Genomic DNA, 16,242 nt, shown 5'->3' on the forward strand with positions numbered 1-16,242 from the left:
CGGCCCCAAGTTCGTCTGTGGAAGTAGAGCCTGTTGCTCCCGGCAGTCCACCTTCAGCGATACCGACAGCTCCTCAGTGCAGCAGTCACAATCCGCTTGCTGCCCCTCAACCATTGCCATCGCCATTGCGGAAACGGTATGCCCAGGCATGGTGCAGGCAAACACCACCTGCACCTGCAGCAACAATAAAAGTATTGCAGCAAGGGAGATTGATCTCGAGGTGTTGGAAGGGTTTGCTATCTTCATCGCCCGCACATATTAGCAGAGACCCCACTGACTGGAAACTGGGGTAGCCTACGGAGGCTAGAGGCTTTCATCATGCACTTACTCTTGCTTTACAGCCATTTCCTATCAATAGATCCGCTATTCTGCCGCACACGCAAGGATTCGGACACAGGGGAGTGAGTAAAAAGACCTCCATATTACGTATCTGTCATGTTGGGGTCATCTCGGCGTCAGGAATGCTTCCTTAACATCTCAATTAGTGCCCAATCACTCGCGATTGAAAGTGACTTGACCCATGTGCAGCACATAGGTGTAGTCTGCGGACGAAAAAATCTCACTGTGGTTAGTTCTTGTCCTAGGTTTTACTCCGGCGCTTGATCTATATCAAGATAGTAGTGATCGTATTTCCGGTACGCTGTACCTCAGTGCTATCAGCTTGTGCCGGAGCAAGATTATGAGAGTAATGGAAATCGCCAAGCGCTTAGATGTCACGGCGGAAACGGTCCGTTTCTATACGCGGATTGGAGTTTTGCAGCCGACAAAGAACAAGATCAACGGCTACCGGGAATTCAGCGAAAAAGATTTCATCCGTTTGCGATTCGTATTGAATGCCAGGCAGCTGGGCTTTTCGGTAGGCGATATCAAGGAAATTCTCGCCCATGCGGATAAGAAACAATCGCCTTGTCCAACGGTGCGGCGACTGATCGATCAGCGCCTGCATGAGACCGAGCGGCGGTTTACGGAAACTCAGAAGCTGCGGGACCGCATGCAACAGGCGGTGGCGCAGTGGAGCCAAAGGCCGAATAAAGCCCCGACCGGGAATATGATTTGTCACCTGATTGAAGAATTTGCCGCGGAAGATTGAGCATGACGACACCAAAAGTGAAGCAGGATCAAGGTCACGGGGGTTGCTGTTGCACTGGCAAGTCAACCGTTTCCACCAACGAGCATGAAGCTGGAATCGACCGCCCTGAATCCCTTCCTCTTCAGCAATTAAGAGTGAAGGGTGCGCACTGTGGCGGTTGTGTGAAAAATATCGAGCAGACGTTACGCTCCGTTGCCGGGGTCAGTGAGGTGTCTATGGACCTGGCGACCGGCATCGCTTCGGTTGTTGGCATTGTCGAGCCAAACGACCTGATTGAAGCGTTGGACCGAGTGGGCTTCCCTGCGGCGGCTATCAATTAAATCAGGAGCGATTGTATGAGTTCAATAAACATGGAATCCGGCAACTCAAGATGCCATGTAGACGCCGAGACACGTCAGAAGCATCACCATCACGGTCATAACGACAGCTCGGCACAGCAGGAACTGATTATCGAAGGTGCCGGTTGTGCCAGTTGCGTGGGAAAGATCGAAGCGGCGTTAAAGGCAGTGCCGGGAGTGGAAAACGCTGAGATGAATTTCGCTCAGCGCACAGTGAGCGTGACAGGTAATGCCGACGCGACTGCTTTGGTTAAGGCGGTGGAGAAAGCGGGCTATAACGGCAAAGTCGCCGCTGCCGCGAGCGAGGATGATGCGCTGACAGAAAAAGAACAAGCAGACTGGGCCTACTACAAACGGCTAATGCGTGAGATGTCGATCGCATTATTACTGGGTGTGCCCTTGATGGTCTACAGCGTTGTTGTTGGCGAAATGACGGTTAGCACGACGGGTGAACGCCTAGCGTGGCTGATAGTTGGGCTACTAACCCTTGGCGTTATGGTGTTTTCTGGCAAACACTTTTTTGTGGGTGCCTGGCAGTCCTTTAAAAATCATTCGGCCAATATGGACACCCTGATTGCGTTGGGTACTGGTACAGCATGGGTTTACTCCATGGTCGTAGTGTTTGTGCCACACGTTGTCCCGGAAATGGCGCGCCATGTCTATTTCGAGGCAACGGCCATGATTATTGGTTTGATTGATCTTGGTCTCGCTCTCGAACTGAAAGCCCGTGGACGAACATCGGAAGCCATCAAGCGGCTTATCGGTCTGCAGGCCAAAACCGCCAGGGTAATTCGCGACGGCAAGGAATTGGATATCGCCATCGAGCAGGTGCTGATGGATGACGTTGTGCGTGTGCGTCCGGGTGAAAAAATTCCTGTCGATGGTGAAGTTATCGAAGGCCATACCGCCATTGATGAATCCATGTTGACCGGTGAGCCCATGCCGGTGGAAAAAGCCGTTGGTGATAAGGTCGCGGCTGGGACCATCAATAAAACGGGTTCCATTTTGTTTAAGGCAACCCGCGTGGGTAAGGACACGGCACTGGCACAGATCATCAACATGGTCAAACGCGCGCAGAATTCCAAACCGTCTATCGGCCGCCTGGCGGATGTGATCTCAGCGTATTTTGTCCCCGTGGTTATGATCATTGCGGTGGTGAGTGCGCTTGCCTGGCTGAACTTTGGGCCGGCGCCAGCGGTGGCATTCGCGATTGTATCGGCGACGACCGTGCTGATTATCGCCTGTCCCTGTGCGCTGGGCCTCGCCACACCCATGTCCGTAATGGTCGGCGTGGGTAAAGCCGCAGAGGCGGGCGTGCTGATTCGCAACGGAGAAGCGCTGCAAACCGCGTCAAAGATATCCGCGATGATTTTGGATAAAACCGGCACCATCACTTTAGGCGCCCCCAAGGTCACCGACGTGTTGATCGCGGGTAGATATGACGAGGATGCCATTCTTAAACTGGCGGCAACGCTCGAATCCGGTTCCGAGCATCCGTTGGCGCTCGCCATTGTGGAGTCTGCTCAGGAAAAGGGGATCGAAACCGGAAAGGTCGCCAACTTTAACGCCATTGCTGGCCACGGCGTGCAGGCCGAGGTCGAAGGTAAAACCCTGTTGTTCGGCAATGAAAAACTGATGCGTGAGCGCAATATTGAACTCGGGGATTTTGTAGAAAAAGCACAAATCCTGGCAGCCGAGGCCAAAACGCCAATGTATTTCGCCGTGGATAATACGCTCGCTGCGATTATCGCAGTGGCAGACCCTATCAAGGAGGACTCAATTGCCGCCATTAAACGATTGCAGCACAACGGCATTCGCGTCGTCATGCTGACCGGGGATAACCGCGCCACGGCAAAGGCGGTAGCGGAAAAGGCGGGTATCAAGGAATTTTTCGCCGAGGTGTTACCTGAAGATAAATCCAAAAAGGTTCAGGAACTGCAAATGGAAGGCGAAGTGGTCGGCATGACAGGCGACGGTATTAACGATGCTCCGGCGCTGGCGATTGCCAATGTGGGTTTTGCTATTGGTACTGGCACGGACGTCGCTATTGAGAGCGCGGATGTCACCTTAATGCGTGGATCACTGCATGGTCTCGCCGATGCGATTGCCGTGAGCAAGGCCACGCTGCGTAACATCAAGCAAAATCTATTCGGTGCGTTTATTTACAACGTGGCAGGCGTTCCCTTTGCGGCGGGTGTTCTGTATCCATTTTTTGGTCTGCTGTTAAGTCCCGTGATTGCCGGTGCCGCGATGGCGTTCTCTTCGCTTACTGTAGTGACCAATGCTAATCGGTTGCGCCTGTTCAAGGCGCAGGATAATTAAGAGCAACCCGATCAGGAGAGTAGAAATGTTAATTATCAATGTCGCCGGTATTGTACTGATCGCATTAATCGTGTGGTGGTTTTGGCTCTATAAGCCTAAAGAAGCGGAGCTGGGTGAAAACGATCTGGTCATTACCGTGGAAAATGGCACTTACTCGCCCTCGCGTATCAAAATGCCTGCTGGAAAACCGGTGGAAATAAAGTTTATACGCAAGGATCAGTCGCCCTGTTCTGAAACATTTCTCGTGCCGGAGCTGGAAATCAGTGATACCTTGCCGCTCAACAAGCTGAAATCCATCCAGTTGCCTGCATTGAAGTCGGGAGAGTACGCCTTTCATTGCCAGATGCAGATGTACCGCGGGCAGATCACCGTTGACTAGGGATAGTGCCGCCGCCAGCCGCAGGCTGGCGCGAGACCTTGAAATACCGGCAAATCCGCGCATTTGTGAAGACCATCCCTGAGCTTTGCCCTGCGGGCCAGCGATAGCTGGCCAAAACCGCTCCCAGCGGTTTTGTGCGCCAGTATTTCAAGGGCGACAAGCAAATAATTCAGGAGAATTATTTGTTTGCCGGGTTAATGGGAGAATTATTTGTTTGTCGGGTTAATAAATAGGAGGAAAGTCTACGCCTATGCGAAGCGCTGGCTTGTATTGTCCAGATAAATGAACTCTTTTGAATTCAAGACAAATGCAGTGCTGAAGACAATAATTTTAATTTTCATCAGTGATGGGACATGATATGACAACTCAAAAATCATCATTCTGGTTTACCCCTAAAGGTCTGGCAGCGCTGGGGATTATCGGTGCGGCCACATACTTTCTACTAATCGAACACCGTGAGCATGTCTCACAATTTTTACCCTACCTGATTCTCCTGGCATGCCCCTTTATGCATCTTTTTATGCATGGAGGGCATGGTGGTCATGGCGGTAATGGAACACACGGCCAGAACGAGGGCGAGTCTGAACAGGATGCCTATCAACGTGGCCTGGAAAAGGGGCGTAGGGAAAGCCAGCACCGCCACTAACATTAAACTGATTCATAACAGGAGAACGACAATGCACGGTGATTCCGCTTACGGGCTCTGGACGCTGGTGATACTTAATTCGGCGATATTTATTTTCTTTGCCTTTAGTTTCGCCAAGCCACAAACAAAAACTGACTGGCGCAGTTTCGGTGCTTTCTCGGCCTTTGTTATCGCTCTGTTTACCGAGATGTACGGCTTTCCGTTGACGATTTATTTCTTCTCTGGATGGTTGGCGGAAAAATATCCCGGCGTCGATTTTCTCTCCCACGAAAATGGGCATTTGCTGCATACCATCGTGGGGTTCGAGGGGGATCCGCATTTTGATCCACTACATATTGCCAGCAATGTCCTGATTGTACTCGGCTTCTTCCTGCTCGCTTCGGCGTGGAATATTTTGCACAGGGCACAACAAACCCGTTCTCTAGCGACAGCCGGCTGGTATGCCCGCTGTCGGCACCCACAGTACATAGCCTTCATTATGATTATGTTTGGATTTTTATTGCAGTGGCCCACACTGCCCACGTTGGTGATGTTCCCGATATTGGTAGTGGTTTATGTGCGTCTCGCTAAGCGGGAGGAGCGTATGGCGATAGAAGAATTTGGTGAAGAGTATCTCAGCTATATGAAGTCGACACCTGGGTGGATTCCAAAATTCACCATCGACAAAACCGTTTCCACATGATGAGCCCTTTCCGATTATTAACCCGGCTATTGCAGAGATCGACAATTTGTATGGCCTTGATAGCGTGTCATTTTATGCTATTAACCCGACAAACAAATAATTCTCCTGAATTATGTATTTGTCGCCCTTGAAATACTGGCGTAAATGCGCGGATTTACTGGTATTCCAAGGGCTCGCGCCAGCCTGCGGCTGTCGGCGGCACATCCCTGTGCCGCTATTAACCGGGCAATATTCTATTGCCGGGTTAATAAATCCCAGGTGTTGAATCCTGCCTGCGAAGCATCGCGAATCTGTCTGGATGGTATCGAAGACGTGCTGGCTAAACATGACCTGGAAATAGGTCGCGATTGGTGGACCCATTTCAAAGAAGGCTATTACAAGTTTGTCGATGAAAATATAAACGAAAATAGCCGTCATGAATCTTGGATCTGTCATCAGTCACCACCGGGGAAAGGTCTAAAGCGTTGATGAATAACGAGGATAATGAGGTGCCATCGGGAGCATTATGAAAGAAACAAATTCGCTTACGGTCATTGACATGGGTATCGACACCCATCAGGAGCCGGTTGTATACATGCGCAGTGACTGTCACATTTGCCGTTCAGAGGGTTTTACGGCTAACAGTCGTGTGCTGCTGCACTATGAAAACAATTCAATTATCGCCACTTTGAATGTCGTGGATGAAAAGGTGCTGGCGCCTGCGCATGCTGGATTGTCCAAAATTGCCATGCGCCGCTTGGGAGTGCTCGATGGAGTATCGATAACGATAAGTCACGCGCCGGTCATTACCTCACTGACAGCCGTTCGCAAAAAAATATTTGGTCACAAGCTTAGTGATGAGGAAATTTGGGCGATTGTCTCGGACATCAGCGCCCATCGATATTCCGATATTGAAATTGCGAGCTTTCTCAGTGTTTGTGCCGGCAGCCGCCTTGACGTGGATGAAATTATTAGTCTCACGCAGGCTATGGTGGCTTGCGGCAGGCGTTTAACCTGGCCAAATGAGACCCTGATTCTCGACAAACATTGTATAGGCGGGCTACCAGGAAACCGCACAACACCGTTGGTGGTTGCCATTGTCAGCGCGGCAGGATTGACGATTCCAAAAACCTCGTCGAGGGCAATCACGTCACCAGCTGGTACTGCCGATACCATGGAATCCTTGACCACCGTCAATCTAAACCTTGCGGATATTCAACGTGTCGTCAATGAAACCCACGCCTGCCTTGCCTGGGGAGGGGCGGTGAACCTGAGTCCTGCCGACGATCTTTTGATTCGTATCGAGCGAGCGCTGGACCTTGACGGCGAAGGCCAGTTGATTGCCTCGGTACTGTCAAAGAAGATTGCCGCCGGTTCTACTCATGCGGTGATCGATATTCCCGTTGGTGCAACGGCGAAAATTCGCTCGCAAGTAGAGGCCGAGCGCCTGGCATCATTGTTCACCCAGGTCGGGGCGGCCTGCGGTATCCAGATTCGCTGCCTGATTACTGATGGCAGTCAGCCTATCGGAGCCGGCGTCGGACCAGTCGAAGAAGCACGAGACGTATTGGCTGTTTTACAGGGGCGCGATGATGCGCCGCAGGATTTACGCGAACGAGCGCTTTATCTCGCTGCGCACCTGTTCTCACTCGCATATCAGGAGCGCTATGAACTCGGGCTGATCCGGGCAATGGATATCTTGGACAATGGCGAAGCCTGGTTGCAATTTCAGCGGATCCTGGCAGCACAAGGCGGAATCAAATCACTGCCGAAGGCCAGTTATCAACATACAGAAGCTGCTCCGATGACAGGCACATTGCAAGCCATCGACAATCGTCAGCTAGCGCGTTTAGCGAAACTGGCCGGAGCACCGACCACGGCAGCTGCAGGTTTACGTCTGCATAAACGTGTTGGTGACAGAATCGAGCGCGGAGAGCCGCTGTTCACCCTCTACTCCGATACAGCTGGAGAGCAACAATACGCCTTGGATTTTTATCAACAATCAGCAATTTTTAATATTGGAGAGGCTTGATGAACGAACAGAAAGAGACAGTCGGCCAGTCCCCATTGGTTTTTTCCCTTAATGATCACCCGTTGAAGAATTTGTTGACCAGGGCAATTGGCGGTCAGCAGGGCGGTTTTGACACGCGGCAGTTTCCCGATGGTGAGTCTTATCTGCGTGTTTCCTCAATGATTGAGAAAAGTCCCTGTGTGGTTATCGCTGACCTATCGCACCCGAATGACAAGTACTTACCGTTGCTGTTTTTAATCGAAACGTTGCGTGAATTGGGTGCATCCCAGGTCGGTTTAGTCGCACCTTACCTGAGTTATATGCGCCAGGATCGCCGTTTCATTGATGGTGAAGCAGTGACTTCACGCATTTTCGCCCACTCGCTGTCACGTCATATTGATTGGTTGGTTACCGTCGACCCACATCTGCATCGCTATCATGCCTTAGACGAAATCTATTCTGTGCCCAGCCGTGTTGTTCAAGGGGCGCCTGCATTAGCACAGTGGCTGCAGGGGCAAAATAACCTGCTATTGGTGGGACCGGATAGCGAAAGCGAGCAGTGGGTATCGAATATTGCTGAGTTTAGTCAACACCCTTACGTGATTGGCGAGAAGCAGCGTTTGGGAGATCGCAATGTCGAAGTGACCTTGCCGGATATCCATGTTCACGGTGGCCGAACCGCAGTCATTATCGATGATGTAATATCCAGTGGCCAGACTATCCTCCAATGTATAAAAGCCCTTCAATCAAAAGGGATTGACAGTATCCAGTGCGTGGCGGTACACGGTATTTTCGCCGATAATTCCGACAGGGCCTTGATGGCCGCCGGTCTCAGCCAGTTGGTAACTTCCAACACCATTCCCCATTCGTCCAACGCCATTGATATCACGCCGCAGCTGATCACTCCCGTTATCGACATGCTTAATTTGTCAGGAAAGTCTTCATGAAAATTACCTTTTTGGGCGGAACGGAAACCGTGACCGGTTCCAAATTTCTTCTGGAAACAGACAATACCTCGGTATTGGTCGATTGTGGCCTCTATCAGGGCTACAAATGGCTGCGGGAGCGCAACTGGCAATCTCTGCCACTGGATATCGACAAGTTGGATGCTGTCATACTCACCCATGCGCACCTCGACCACTCCGGTTATATCCCGGTGCTGTACAAGCGCGGATTTCGTGGGCCAATTTTTACCCATCATGCCACCAAGGCCTTGTGCCAAATCCTGCTGGCAGATAGCGGCCATATTCAGGAGGAGGACGCCAAATATTACAGTAGACATAAACTGAGCAGGCACGAACACCCTGAACCGCTCTATGACCGTCAAACGGCCGAATCCAGCATGGTCCTGTTTCAATCAGTTGACTTCGATGAACAGGTTGTTGTGGGGGATATTCGTTTTTACTTCCAGCCGGCCGGGCATATTCTTGGGGCTGCCAGCGTTATCGTTGAGGCAGAGGGAAAGCGCATTGGTTTCTCCGGTGATGTGGGCCGATTCAATGATGTACTGATGAAGCCACCGCGCCCCCTGCCTGAGCTTGATTTCTTATTGATGGAATCCACCTATGGTAACCGCCAGCATGAGACAAACGATGCGGCGCAGCAATTGGCCTCCATTGTAAATCGTGTCGCGAAGAGTGGAGGCGTTTTGCTGATTCCGGCTTTTGCGGTGGGGCGGGCGCAGGCCTTGCAACATCTCCTGGCAAGCCTGATGGACCAAGGCGTCATACCAAGGCTTCCGATCTATCTCGACAGTCCAATGGCGATTAAGGTGTCGGATATCTTTTGTCGTTTCAGTGAGCAGCATCGATTGACGGAAGCACAGTGTCACCGTATGTGCGATGTTGTCACCTATACCCGCACGGTGGATGAGTCCAAGGCGCTGGCTGGGCAGGCCTTTCCCCACATTATTATCGCTGGCAGCGGTATGGCCACGGGTGGCCGTATTCTTCACCACTTCAAGCGCCTGTTAGGCCACTCCAAAACCACAGTGCTGTTTACGGGCTATCAGGCAGGCGGCACTCGTGGCGCGAAAATGCTGGAAGGCGTCGATGCGGTGAAGATTCACGGTGACTGGATTCCAGTGAGAGCTGAGGTCGACTTGATCGCGGGTTTATCGGGACACGCCGATTATCTCGAGCTTACCGAGTGGTTGCGACAGTCAGAATTAACCGACGCCACCCGAATCAGGCTGATTCACGGTGATCCGGAGGCTCTTGAAGGCCTGCGAGTGCACTTGCAGGAGCAGACGAAATTAAAAGTGGATGTTGCGGGCTATCGCGATATTTTGCGTCTATAACAGATTCGGAAATCATTGTCAGAGGATAATTTCATGCAAATCGAGACCCTAAAAGATGTGCTGCACTGGACTAAAGAGTTTCATCAGCACCTAAGTCAGTGCTTATCCCACTGCGCGGACAAAAATACTGACGAGCGAGCTCGAATGATCCTTGCCTACCTTTCCGATCATGAAAAAGCGTTGACTAAGGTGGTGACTGGATTTGAAAAATCTGGGGAAGAGCATGCCCTTAACACCTGGTGCTATGAATACCTACACCATCATCCGATTGCCCGGCATGTTCATTGCGATTCCCCCTTCGCCGAACTGAATGCCGAGCAGATTATGGAAGTGATCGTCGATCAGCACCGGCAGGTGATTGAGTTGTATCGCTCCCTCGCATCGAGGGCGGATATTCCGCCTGCGAAAGAATTGCTGGACAACCTGAAGTCGATGGAAGAGCATGAAATGATGCGCATGTCGCAATCTGCCAACCGGTTTGAAGAGATGTAAGCAGTTGGAATCAAAAAACTGCTGAAGAGAAGGGGCTCCTATGCCATTACATACTTTGACATTGGGCCTGACGGGCGGCATTGGCGCCGCCATATTGTGGCTTGTTTGCGGCGTTTTGGTCATGCTGTTCCCTTCAATGTTGTTGTCCCTATGCAATGATATGTTGCCTGGGCAACAGCGGGGGCCGGACTGGCATCTAACTCTGGTTGGGGCAATTAACGGATTGCTGTACTGGATGATCATCGCAGCTATTACGGGTTGGCTTCTGGCCGCTGTTTACAAGCGGTTACTGGCTTAAGTATTGGGTACATCGTCCAAACCATGATGACTTTGCCAAATAAGCAGCCTGCTATACTGACCGTCAATTTAGGAAGTTCCAGTGTCAAATGGGCCCTATTTGGTGCCTCGTCACTGGACGCTTCAGGAACACCTTGCGCCATTGATTACGGACAAGTGTCCATACAGACTGGCGCGGACATACCCTTCCAACTGGATGGCGTGCTTGCAAATTGCGATGTTCGCGTACTGATCGTCAGGGTGGTACATGGTGGTCCGGAATTTCTGGCACCTGTGGAGATCAACGGTGAAAACCTTCAACGGTTGAAATCTGTGATTTCCCTGGCGCCGTTGCACAACAAGGTTGCAATAAATTTCATCGAACAATGGCGGAACACCCGCATTTCATCCCGGGTCTTTGCTGTATTCGACACGGAATTTTTTACCAATCTTCCAGCGGTTGCGCAGGCCTATGGCCTCCCCTCTCCATTGATGAAAAAATACCAGATACGACGCTACGGCTTTCATGGTTTTGCCCATGCCGATATGGTCCGGCAGTGGCGACAATTGAACCCGAGTATAAAACAGTACACTCTCGTCACCGCTCAACTGGGTAGCGGTTGTTCCATCGCTGCCATTCGCGACGGAAAACCGGTGGATACCACTATGGGCTTTACTCCCAATGAAGGTTTGCTGATGCGCACCCGCAGCGGTGATATCGATCCCGGTTTGCTGGTCTGGCTGCAAAAGCAGGAAAGTTGGTCCCCCGAAGAGGCCGACTACATGCTAAATCACGAGTCGGGTTGGCGCGGAATGTCCGCTGGAATCGACAACATGGCTGATCTGTTTATCAGCAGCCGGCCGCAAAGCCGCCTGGCTTTTGAGCTGTTTCGTTATCGCTTCCAGAAAACGCTGGGCGCTTACTTTGCGATTTCAGGCGGCCTGGATGGTGTGGTCCTAAGTGGTGGTATTGCAGAGAATAATGCAGCCATTTGCCGGAACCTGCTGTCCGGGCTTTCGCATCTGAATATAGAATTAGAACCTGACCAGGCCGATAGCGACCTGCCGTTATACCTCTCGACCGCCGAATCTTCGGTGAAATGTTATGTGGTCGCCGCGGATGAGGCGGCCGCGATGTTATGGGCTGTACAAGAGAAATTTTCTGATGATCTTGCCGTTCAGCTCGGAATTGACTGAGGAATCTCCATGTATGTGATAGACCAACAAAATGATCACAGAATCGGTCAACGGGCAAGGTTGTATCGCGAAACTTACCAAGCGTTTGCCCATTGGGCGAATGGTTATGGGGCAATACAACATCGAGATGAGACTCAGGTGCGTGTCTTTGATCTGTGCCAGCAGCTGGTCTGCGCGGGGCGGTTTCCACAGATCGAAGAGGCTTTGGAGTTATTTAGCGCTGCCGACCGCCTGGCGAGCGCGGCCATGTGGCTGGTGGTGCATATGACTTACAGTACCAAGGTAGATCTTGCCGGTGGAACGCTCGAAGCCGGCGACTTCAAGGTCAACCCCCAGGGACATACCGGCGGCTCTCTGAATATGGTTCCCGCCTATGTAGGTTATATGGTCGCCAACCAGCTGGCAGGTATCACCCGCAGCTGGTTGATGGGGCAGGGGCATTGCGTGGCAGCGGTTGATGCGGTCAACGTATTGTTGCAAAACCTCTATCCGGAACAGGCTGAACGTTACCCCTTAAATAACGAAGGGTTGTCGCAGTTATCCCGGGATTTTTACAGCTATGCCATCGCCGATAGCGGCCGGCCCGGTGTCCCCTTGGGCAGCCATGTGAACCCCCATACGGCCGGTGGCCTGATCGAAGGTGGTTATCTCGGCTTTGCCGAACTGCAATATGTGCATATGCCTCTGCCGGGCGAGCGGTTGGTGGCGTTCTTGAGCGATGGCGCTTTTGAAGAACAACGTGGCAGCGATTGGGCCAGCCGCTGGTGGCGTGCCGAAGATTGTGGTCTGGTCACCCCGGTGATGATCGCCAACGGGCGGCGTATTGATCAGCGCTCCACCATGTACCAGCAGGGTGGCCTATCGTGGTTTTATGAGCACCTGGAACACAATGATTTTTACCCTATTGCTATTGACGGGCGCGATCCCGCCGCTTTTATCTGGGGAATTTTTGAAGCGGAGGAAAGACTTCAAGCCTGCAGTACGCATATTCGCCAGGGCACAATGCGCTATCCGGTGAAGTTGCCGTACCTGATTGCCGAAACGGAAAAGGGCTACGGCTTTTACGGCGCTGGAACCAATGCCGCGCACGGTACGCCTTTACCTGGAAACCCGAGAAGTGACGAAGCCTCCCGGGATTTATTTAATTGCCACGCAGCCAGATTGTTTGTTCCGCAAAATGAACTGCACAAGGCTGTCGCGCAATTGACGCAACACGAAGCGGATAACCGCGTTCGGGAAAAGCACCACACGCTCTGTCAGCGTAAAGTTGTACTGCAAGTGCCTTCCGAGGCACCGCTGCACGAACAAGGCGAAACACTTTCACCTATGGCAGCGGTGGATGCACGACTATGCGAGTGGCATCTCGCCAATCCTGATGTGCGCGTACGTGTCGGCAACCCCGATGAGCTACGTAGTAACCGTATGGGTAAGACGCTGGACCTGCTCAAACACCGGGTGCTGAATCCGGAACCCGGTGTGGCCGAGTCGATACAGGGCTCCGTCATTAGCGCCCTTAATGAAGAGGCAGTGGTGAGCGCGGCGCTGGCTAATAAAGGCGGCATGAATCTGGTAGTCAGTTATGAAGCTTTCGCCATGAAGATGATCGGTGCATTGCGCCAAGAAATTATTTTCGCGCGCCACCAGAAAGAGCTCGGGCGAGCGCCGCACTGGTTGTCGTTGCCCGTCATCGCCACTTCCCATTTGTGGGAGAACGGCAAAAACGAGCAATCGCATCAGGATTCCGCCTTCGGCGAAGTACTGCTGGGCGAGATGAACGATATGGCACGGGTGGTGTATCCGCCAGATACCAATAGTGCCATTGCCTGCCTCGACGCCTGCTATCAAAGCCAGGGGAAAATCTGGGCGATGACGATTCCCAAGCAAGAGGTTACTACCGTTTTTAGCCCGGAACAGGCCAGGCAGTTGGTGGAGTGGGGCGCCCTGACACTAGAAGAGGACGAGAATGTCGATGTGCAGTTAGTTGCGGTGGGCGCTTATCAATTGCATGTCTGCCAGGAAGTGAGACAGCTACTGATAGCAGACGGTATTGGCTGCCGTATCACTTGCGTGATCGAACCAGGTCGGTTCCGAATCCCGCGGGATGAACATGAGCAATCATTTATTGGCACGACAAGCATTCGAGCAGAGTTGTTTAGCGATGATATTCGTCTGCGCGTGTTTGTTTGCCACCTGCGACCAGAAATCCTGCTTGGCGTCTGTCGTCCCCTGGACCTTGGCAGTGAACGCTGTTTGGCTTTTGGTTATTCCAATCGGGGCGGAACACTGGATACAAAAGGATTATTACGGGCAAATGGATGCGATGCCCGGTCTATTGCCGCGGCGATCACACAACGGTTGAGCTGAGCGTAAAGAGATCACCCCGATAAGGGCGCGACGCTGCCAAGGCTACTGAAAGCTATGCGGCCGATTACAAGCAAGCGAAGCAGGACTGGTGTCTGAAAGACAGTGTATTTACATCACCCGCTATCCACTGCGAGCTTCGTTTGATGTGATCGAAGTGGCCATCCAAAGGAAAGCGATAACGCCGCATTGCGAGCTTATCGACAGGACGGCGTGCGGGTTTATTCGCCATGGCGAAAATTGTGAATTCGATAATCTGGCGCATTGGCTAATCGGCGGCGGTTGTCATTGAGAAAAAAGTATGAATAAACAAAAGCAGTTTAACCTCGTCTATCTGTTCGTCGCGTTGTGGGGGATTGTATTGTTTCAGAGCTTTTGGGGGCATACAGCCCGCCAAGTTGAGCTCAGTTACAGTGAATTCGAACGCTACCTTGAACAGGACCGGTTAAAGGACCTGGTGGTTGATCAGCAAACCATTAGCGGCAGTTTTAAGGAACCAATCGAGGGAAAAGATCATTTTGTCACGCCAAGGGTTGAATTCGATCTGGCCGAAAAGCTGAATGCCTACAACGTGAATTATAAAGGCGTGGTTTCAGGGGGCCCTTTGGCTACGCTAATCGGTTGGGTAGCGCCGGCTCTGGTATTTTTCCTAGTGTGGATTCTGCTCTTCCGTAAATTTGCCGGCAAGCAAGGGATGGGCGGTATGATGAATATCGGTAAGAGCAAAGCAAAAGTATTAGTGGAAAAAAATACGGGTGTCGATTTCGAAGATGTGGCCGGCGTGGACGAAGCCAAGGATGAATTGATCGAAGTGGTACAGTTTTTAAAGGAACCCGGTCACTACAGCCGGCTGGGTGCACACATCCCCAAGGGCGTATTGCTGGTCGGCCCACCGGGTACCGGTAAAACCCTGATCGCTCGCGCTGTGGCCGGTGAAGCGGGTGTACCCTTTTTTTCGATCAGTGGTTCCGAATTTGTCGAGATGTTTGTCGGCGTCGGTGCGGCCCGGGTCCGGGATTTGTTCGAACAGGCAAAAAGTCATGCGCCGGCGATTATTTTTATTGACGAGTTGGATGCGCTGGGCCGTGTGCGGGGTGTCGGCGCCATGTCCGGGGGGCACGATGAGCGGGAACAAACCCTGAACCAATTGCTGACCGAGTTAGATGGCTTTAATCCCTCAGAGGGTGTGATTATTCTTGCCGCTACCAACCGGCCGGAAATCCTCGACCCGGCACTGTTGCGTGCCGGTCGGTTTGATCGCCAGGTTCTGGTGGATCGTCCGGATAAGATCGGCCGTGAGCAGATCCTGCGTGTGCATATGAAAAAGATCCATTCTGACCAAACCGTCAGCATAGAAGCAGTGGCTTCCATGACGACGGGGTTTACCGGCGCGGACTTGGCGAACCTGGTTAACGAATCAGCCTTACTTGCCACCCGGCGCAGTGCCGATGCCGTGTCCATGGACGATTTTGTCAATGCCATTGAGCGTATTGTTGCGGGCCTGGAGAAGAAAAACCGGCTGATTAATCCCCAGGAAAAGGCCATTGTGGCCCACCACGAAATGGGTCATGCCTTGGTGGGCATGGCGCTCAGTCCGGAGCAGCCGATTCAAAAAGTTTCTATTATTCCGCGCGGTGTGGGCGCACTGGGCTACACCATCCAGCGGCCTTCTGAAGATCGCTACCTGATGAGTAAAAAGGATTTGCAGAACCGGATTGCCGTTTTACTGGCGGGGCGGGCTTCGGAGCAACTAATATTCGGTGAAGTCACCACCGGCGCGGCAGATGACCTGGTAAAAGCCACTGACATTGCCAGAGCTATGGTGACCCAATACGGAATGTCGGATGAGATCGGTATGTTATCCATCGATGTACCGAAAACACAGTTTCTCGATCCCACTCTTGCTGAGTCAAGCCTGCGCTTTGGCCCGGATATGGCGCAACGTGTATCGGTAGCCGTCAGCAAATTACTGGATGAGGCCTTTCAGCTGGCCACTGACGTGCTGACGTTCAATAAGTCGGTTCTTGAGGAGACCGCCCGCGAACTGCTCGCGGAGGAAACCCTGGACGAGCGGCGCCTGGCGTCCATCAAGAAAAAAATTGCCGTTTCCGATTACATCCAGCAGGCGGCATTTTCCCGTTTAGCTTCAGTGGAGGAGCATTGAAGCGGT

At 52.2% G+C, this 16,242-nt stretch carries 16 protein-coding genes; 15 read left to right on the forward strand and 1 reads right to left on the reverse strand.

Annotated elements, in window-relative coordinates; all coding sequences use genetic code 11:
• Positions 1–688 precede the first annotated feature (688 nt).
• From ACXAF3_RS02240 to ACXAF3_RS02265, 6 genes are all read left to right on the forward strand, one after another.
• Positions 689–1,090, forward strand: coding sequence for a MerR family DNA-binding protein (locus tag ACXAF3_RS02240; RefSeq protein ID WP_323844288.1), 402 nt, complete (start codon positions 689–691; stop codon positions 1,088–1,090).
• A gap of 2 nt (positions 1,091–1,092) precedes the next feature.
• Positions 1,093–1,410 (forward strand): heavy-metal-associated domain-containing protein, encoded by a 318-nt coding sequence (locus tag ACXAF3_RS02245; protein WP_323844287.1) that lies wholly within the window; start codon positions 1,093–1,095, stop codon positions 1,408–1,410.
• Positions 1,411–1,425: 15 nt separating this feature from the next.
• On the forward strand, positions 1,426–3,750 hold the full coding sequence (locus ACXAF3_RS02250; RefSeq protein ID WP_323844286.1) for a heavy metal translocating P-type ATPase: 2,325 nt from the start codon (positions 1,426–1,428) through the stop codon (positions 3,748–3,750).
• A 25-nt stretch (positions 3,751–3,775) separates the two neighbouring features.
• Positions 3,776–4,129 carry a cupredoxin domain-containing protein gene (locus ACXAF3_RS02255; RefSeq protein ID WP_323844285.1) on the forward strand — a complete coding sequence of 118 codons (354 nt, stop codon included), beginning with the start codon at positions 3,776–3,778 and terminating at the stop codon, positions 4,127–4,129.
• A gap of 358 nt (positions 4,130–4,487) precedes the next feature.
• Positions 4,488–4,775: a DUF2933 domain-containing protein gene (locus ACXAF3_RS02260; RefSeq protein ID WP_475110663.1), complete on the forward strand. Its 288-nt coding sequence runs from the start codon at positions 4,488–4,490 to the stop codon at positions 4,773–4,775.
• A gap of 31 nt (positions 4,776–4,806) precedes the next feature.
• The gene (locus tag ACXAF3_RS02265; protein WP_323844283.1) at positions 4,807–5,457 is read left to right on the forward strand and encodes a methyltransferase family protein; all 651 of its coding nucleotides are present in this window, start codon (positions 4,807–4,809) and stop codon (positions 5,455–5,457) included.
• 72 nt (positions 5,458–5,529) lie between these two features.
• Here ACXAF3_RS02265 and ACXAF3_RS02270 read toward each other — a convergent pair whose 3' ends face one another.
• Complete coding sequence (locus tag ACXAF3_RS02270; RefSeq protein WP_323844282.1) at positions 5,530–5,892, reverse strand: hypothetical protein; 363 nt, start codon at positions 5,890–5,892, stop codon at positions 5,530–5,532.
• Between the two features lie 70 nt (positions 5,893–5,962).
• Between ACXAF3_RS02270 and ACXAF3_RS02275 the strand changes: the two genes are divergently transcribed.
• From ACXAF3_RS02275 to ftsH, 9 genes are all read left to right on the forward strand, one after another.
• The gene (locus tag ACXAF3_RS02275; protein ID WP_475110664.1) at positions 5,963–7,468 is read left to right on the forward strand and encodes a thymidine phosphorylase family protein; all 1,506 of its coding nucleotides are present in this window, start codon (positions 5,963–5,965) and stop codon (positions 7,466–7,468) included.
• Entirely contained in the window at positions 7,468–8,394 is a 927-nt protein-coding gene (locus ACXAF3_RS02280; RefSeq protein WP_323844280.1) for a ribose-phosphate diphosphokinase, read from the forward strand. The genes ACXAF3_RS02275 and ACXAF3_RS02280 overlap by 1 nt, the downstream gene beginning before the upstream one ends.
• Entirely contained in the window at positions 8,391–9,746 is a 1,356-nt protein-coding gene (locus tag ACXAF3_RS02285) for an MBL fold metallo-hydrolase (protein ID WP_475110665.1), read from the forward strand. Before ACXAF3_RS02280 ends, ACXAF3_RS02285 begins: the two co-directional genes overlap by 4 nt.
• Positions 9,747–9,779: 33 nt before the next feature.
• Positions 9,780–10,238 (forward strand): ATPase, encoded by a 459-nt coding sequence (locus ACXAF3_RS02290; RefSeq protein ID WP_323844278.1) that lies wholly within the window; start codon positions 9,780–9,782, stop codon positions 10,236–10,238.
• Positions 10,239–10,278: 40 nt separating this feature from the next.
• Positions 10,279–10,536 (forward strand): DUF5676 family membrane protein, encoded by a 258-nt coding sequence (locus ACXAF3_RS02295; RefSeq protein ID WP_323844277.1) that lies wholly within the window; start codon positions 10,279–10,281, stop codon positions 10,534–10,536.
• A 23-nt stretch (positions 10,537–10,559) separates the two neighbouring features.
• Positions 10,560–11,711, forward strand: coding sequence for a hypothetical protein (locus ACXAF3_RS02300; protein WP_323844276.1), 1,152 nt, complete (start codon positions 10,560–10,562; stop codon positions 11,709–11,711).
• A gap of 9 nt (positions 11,712–11,720) precedes the next feature.
• Positions 11,721–14,075 (forward strand): phosphoketolase family protein, encoded by a 2,355-nt coding sequence (locus ACXAF3_RS02305; protein WP_323844275.1) that lies wholly within the window; start codon positions 11,721–11,723, stop codon positions 14,073–14,075.
• An 88-nt stretch (positions 14,076–14,163) separates the two neighbouring features.
• Positions 14,164–14,364: a hypothetical protein gene (locus ACXAF3_RS02310; RefSeq protein WP_323844274.1), complete on the forward strand. Its 201-nt coding sequence runs from the start codon at positions 14,164–14,166 to the stop codon at positions 14,362–14,364.
• A 9-nt stretch (positions 14,365–14,373) separates the two neighbouring features.
• On the forward strand, positions 14,374–16,236 hold the full coding sequence (gene ftsH / locus ACXAF3_RS02315; RefSeq protein ID WP_323844273.1) for an ATP-dependent zinc metalloprotease FtsH: 1,863 nt from the start codon (positions 14,374–14,376) through the stop codon (positions 16,234–16,236).
• The last annotated feature ends 6 nt before the right edge of the window (positions 16,237–16,242 follow it).

The sequence above is a fragment of the Microbulbifer sp. ABF4_143 genome, from assembly GCF_056160225.1.

What these genes read in the sequence shown, in the direction of transcription:
- ACXAF3_RS02300 (WP_323844276.1), top strand. Translation starts at nt 10,560, where the DNA reads ATGATGACTTTGCCAAATAAGCAGCCTGCTATACTGACCGTCAATTTA.
- ftsH (WP_323844273.1), top strand. Translation starts at nt 14,374, where the DNA reads ATGAATAAACAAAAGCAGTTTAACCTCGTCTATCTGTTCGTCGCGTTG.
- ACXAF3_RS02290 (WP_323844278.1), top strand. Translation starts at nt 9,780, where the DNA reads ATGCAAATCGAGACCCTAAAAGATGTGCTGCACTGGACTAAAGAGTTT.
- ACXAF3_RS02260 (WP_475110663.1), top strand. Translation starts at nt 4,488, where the DNA reads ATGACAACTCAAAAATCATCATTCTGGTTTACCCCTAAAGGTCTGGCA.
- ACXAF3_RS02240 (WP_323844288.1), top strand. Translation starts at nt 689, where the DNA reads ATGGAAATCGCCAAGCGCTTAGATGTCACGGCGGAAACGGTCCGTTTC.
- ACXAF3_RS02255 (WP_323844285.1), top strand. Translation starts at nt 3,776, where the DNA reads ATGTTAATTATCAATGTCGCCGGTATTGTACTGATCGCATTAATCGTG.
- ACXAF3_RS02280 (WP_323844280.1), top strand. Translation starts at nt 7,468, where the DNA reads ATGAACGAACAGAAAGAGACAGTCGGCCAGTCCCCATTGGTTTTTTCC.
- ACXAF3_RS02305 (WP_323844275.1), top strand. Translation starts at nt 11,721, where the DNA reads ATGTATGTGATAGACCAACAAAATGATCACAGAATCGGTCAACGGGCA.
- ACXAF3_RS02250 (WP_323844286.1), top strand. Translation starts at nt 1,426, where the DNA reads ATGAGTTCAATAAACATGGAATCCGGCAACTCAAGATGCCATGTAGAC.
- ACXAF3_RS02245 (WP_323844287.1), top strand. Translation starts at nt 1,093, where the DNA reads ATGACGACACCAAAAGTGAAGCAGGATCAAGGTCACGGGGGTTGCTGT.
- ACXAF3_RS02285 (WP_475110665.1), top strand. Translation starts at nt 8,391, where the DNA reads ATGAAAATTACCTTTTTGGGCGGAACGGAAACCGTGACCGGTTCCAAA.
- ACXAF3_RS02265 (WP_323844283.1), top strand. Translation starts at nt 4,807, where the DNA reads ATGCACGGTGATTCCGCTTACGGGCTCTGGACGCTGGTGATACTTAAT.
- ACXAF3_RS02275 (WP_475110664.1), top strand. Translation starts at nt 5,963, where the DNA reads ATGAAAGAAACAAATTCGCTTACGGTCATTGACATGGGTATCGACACC.
- ACXAF3_RS02295 (WP_323844277.1), top strand. Translation starts at nt 10,279, where the DNA reads ATGCCATTACATACTTTGACATTGGGCCTGACGGGCGGCATTGGCGCC.
- ACXAF3_RS02270 (WP_323844282.1), bottom strand. Translation starts at nt 5,892, where the DNA reads ATGACAGATCCAAGATTCATGACGGCTATTTTCGTTTATATTTTCATC.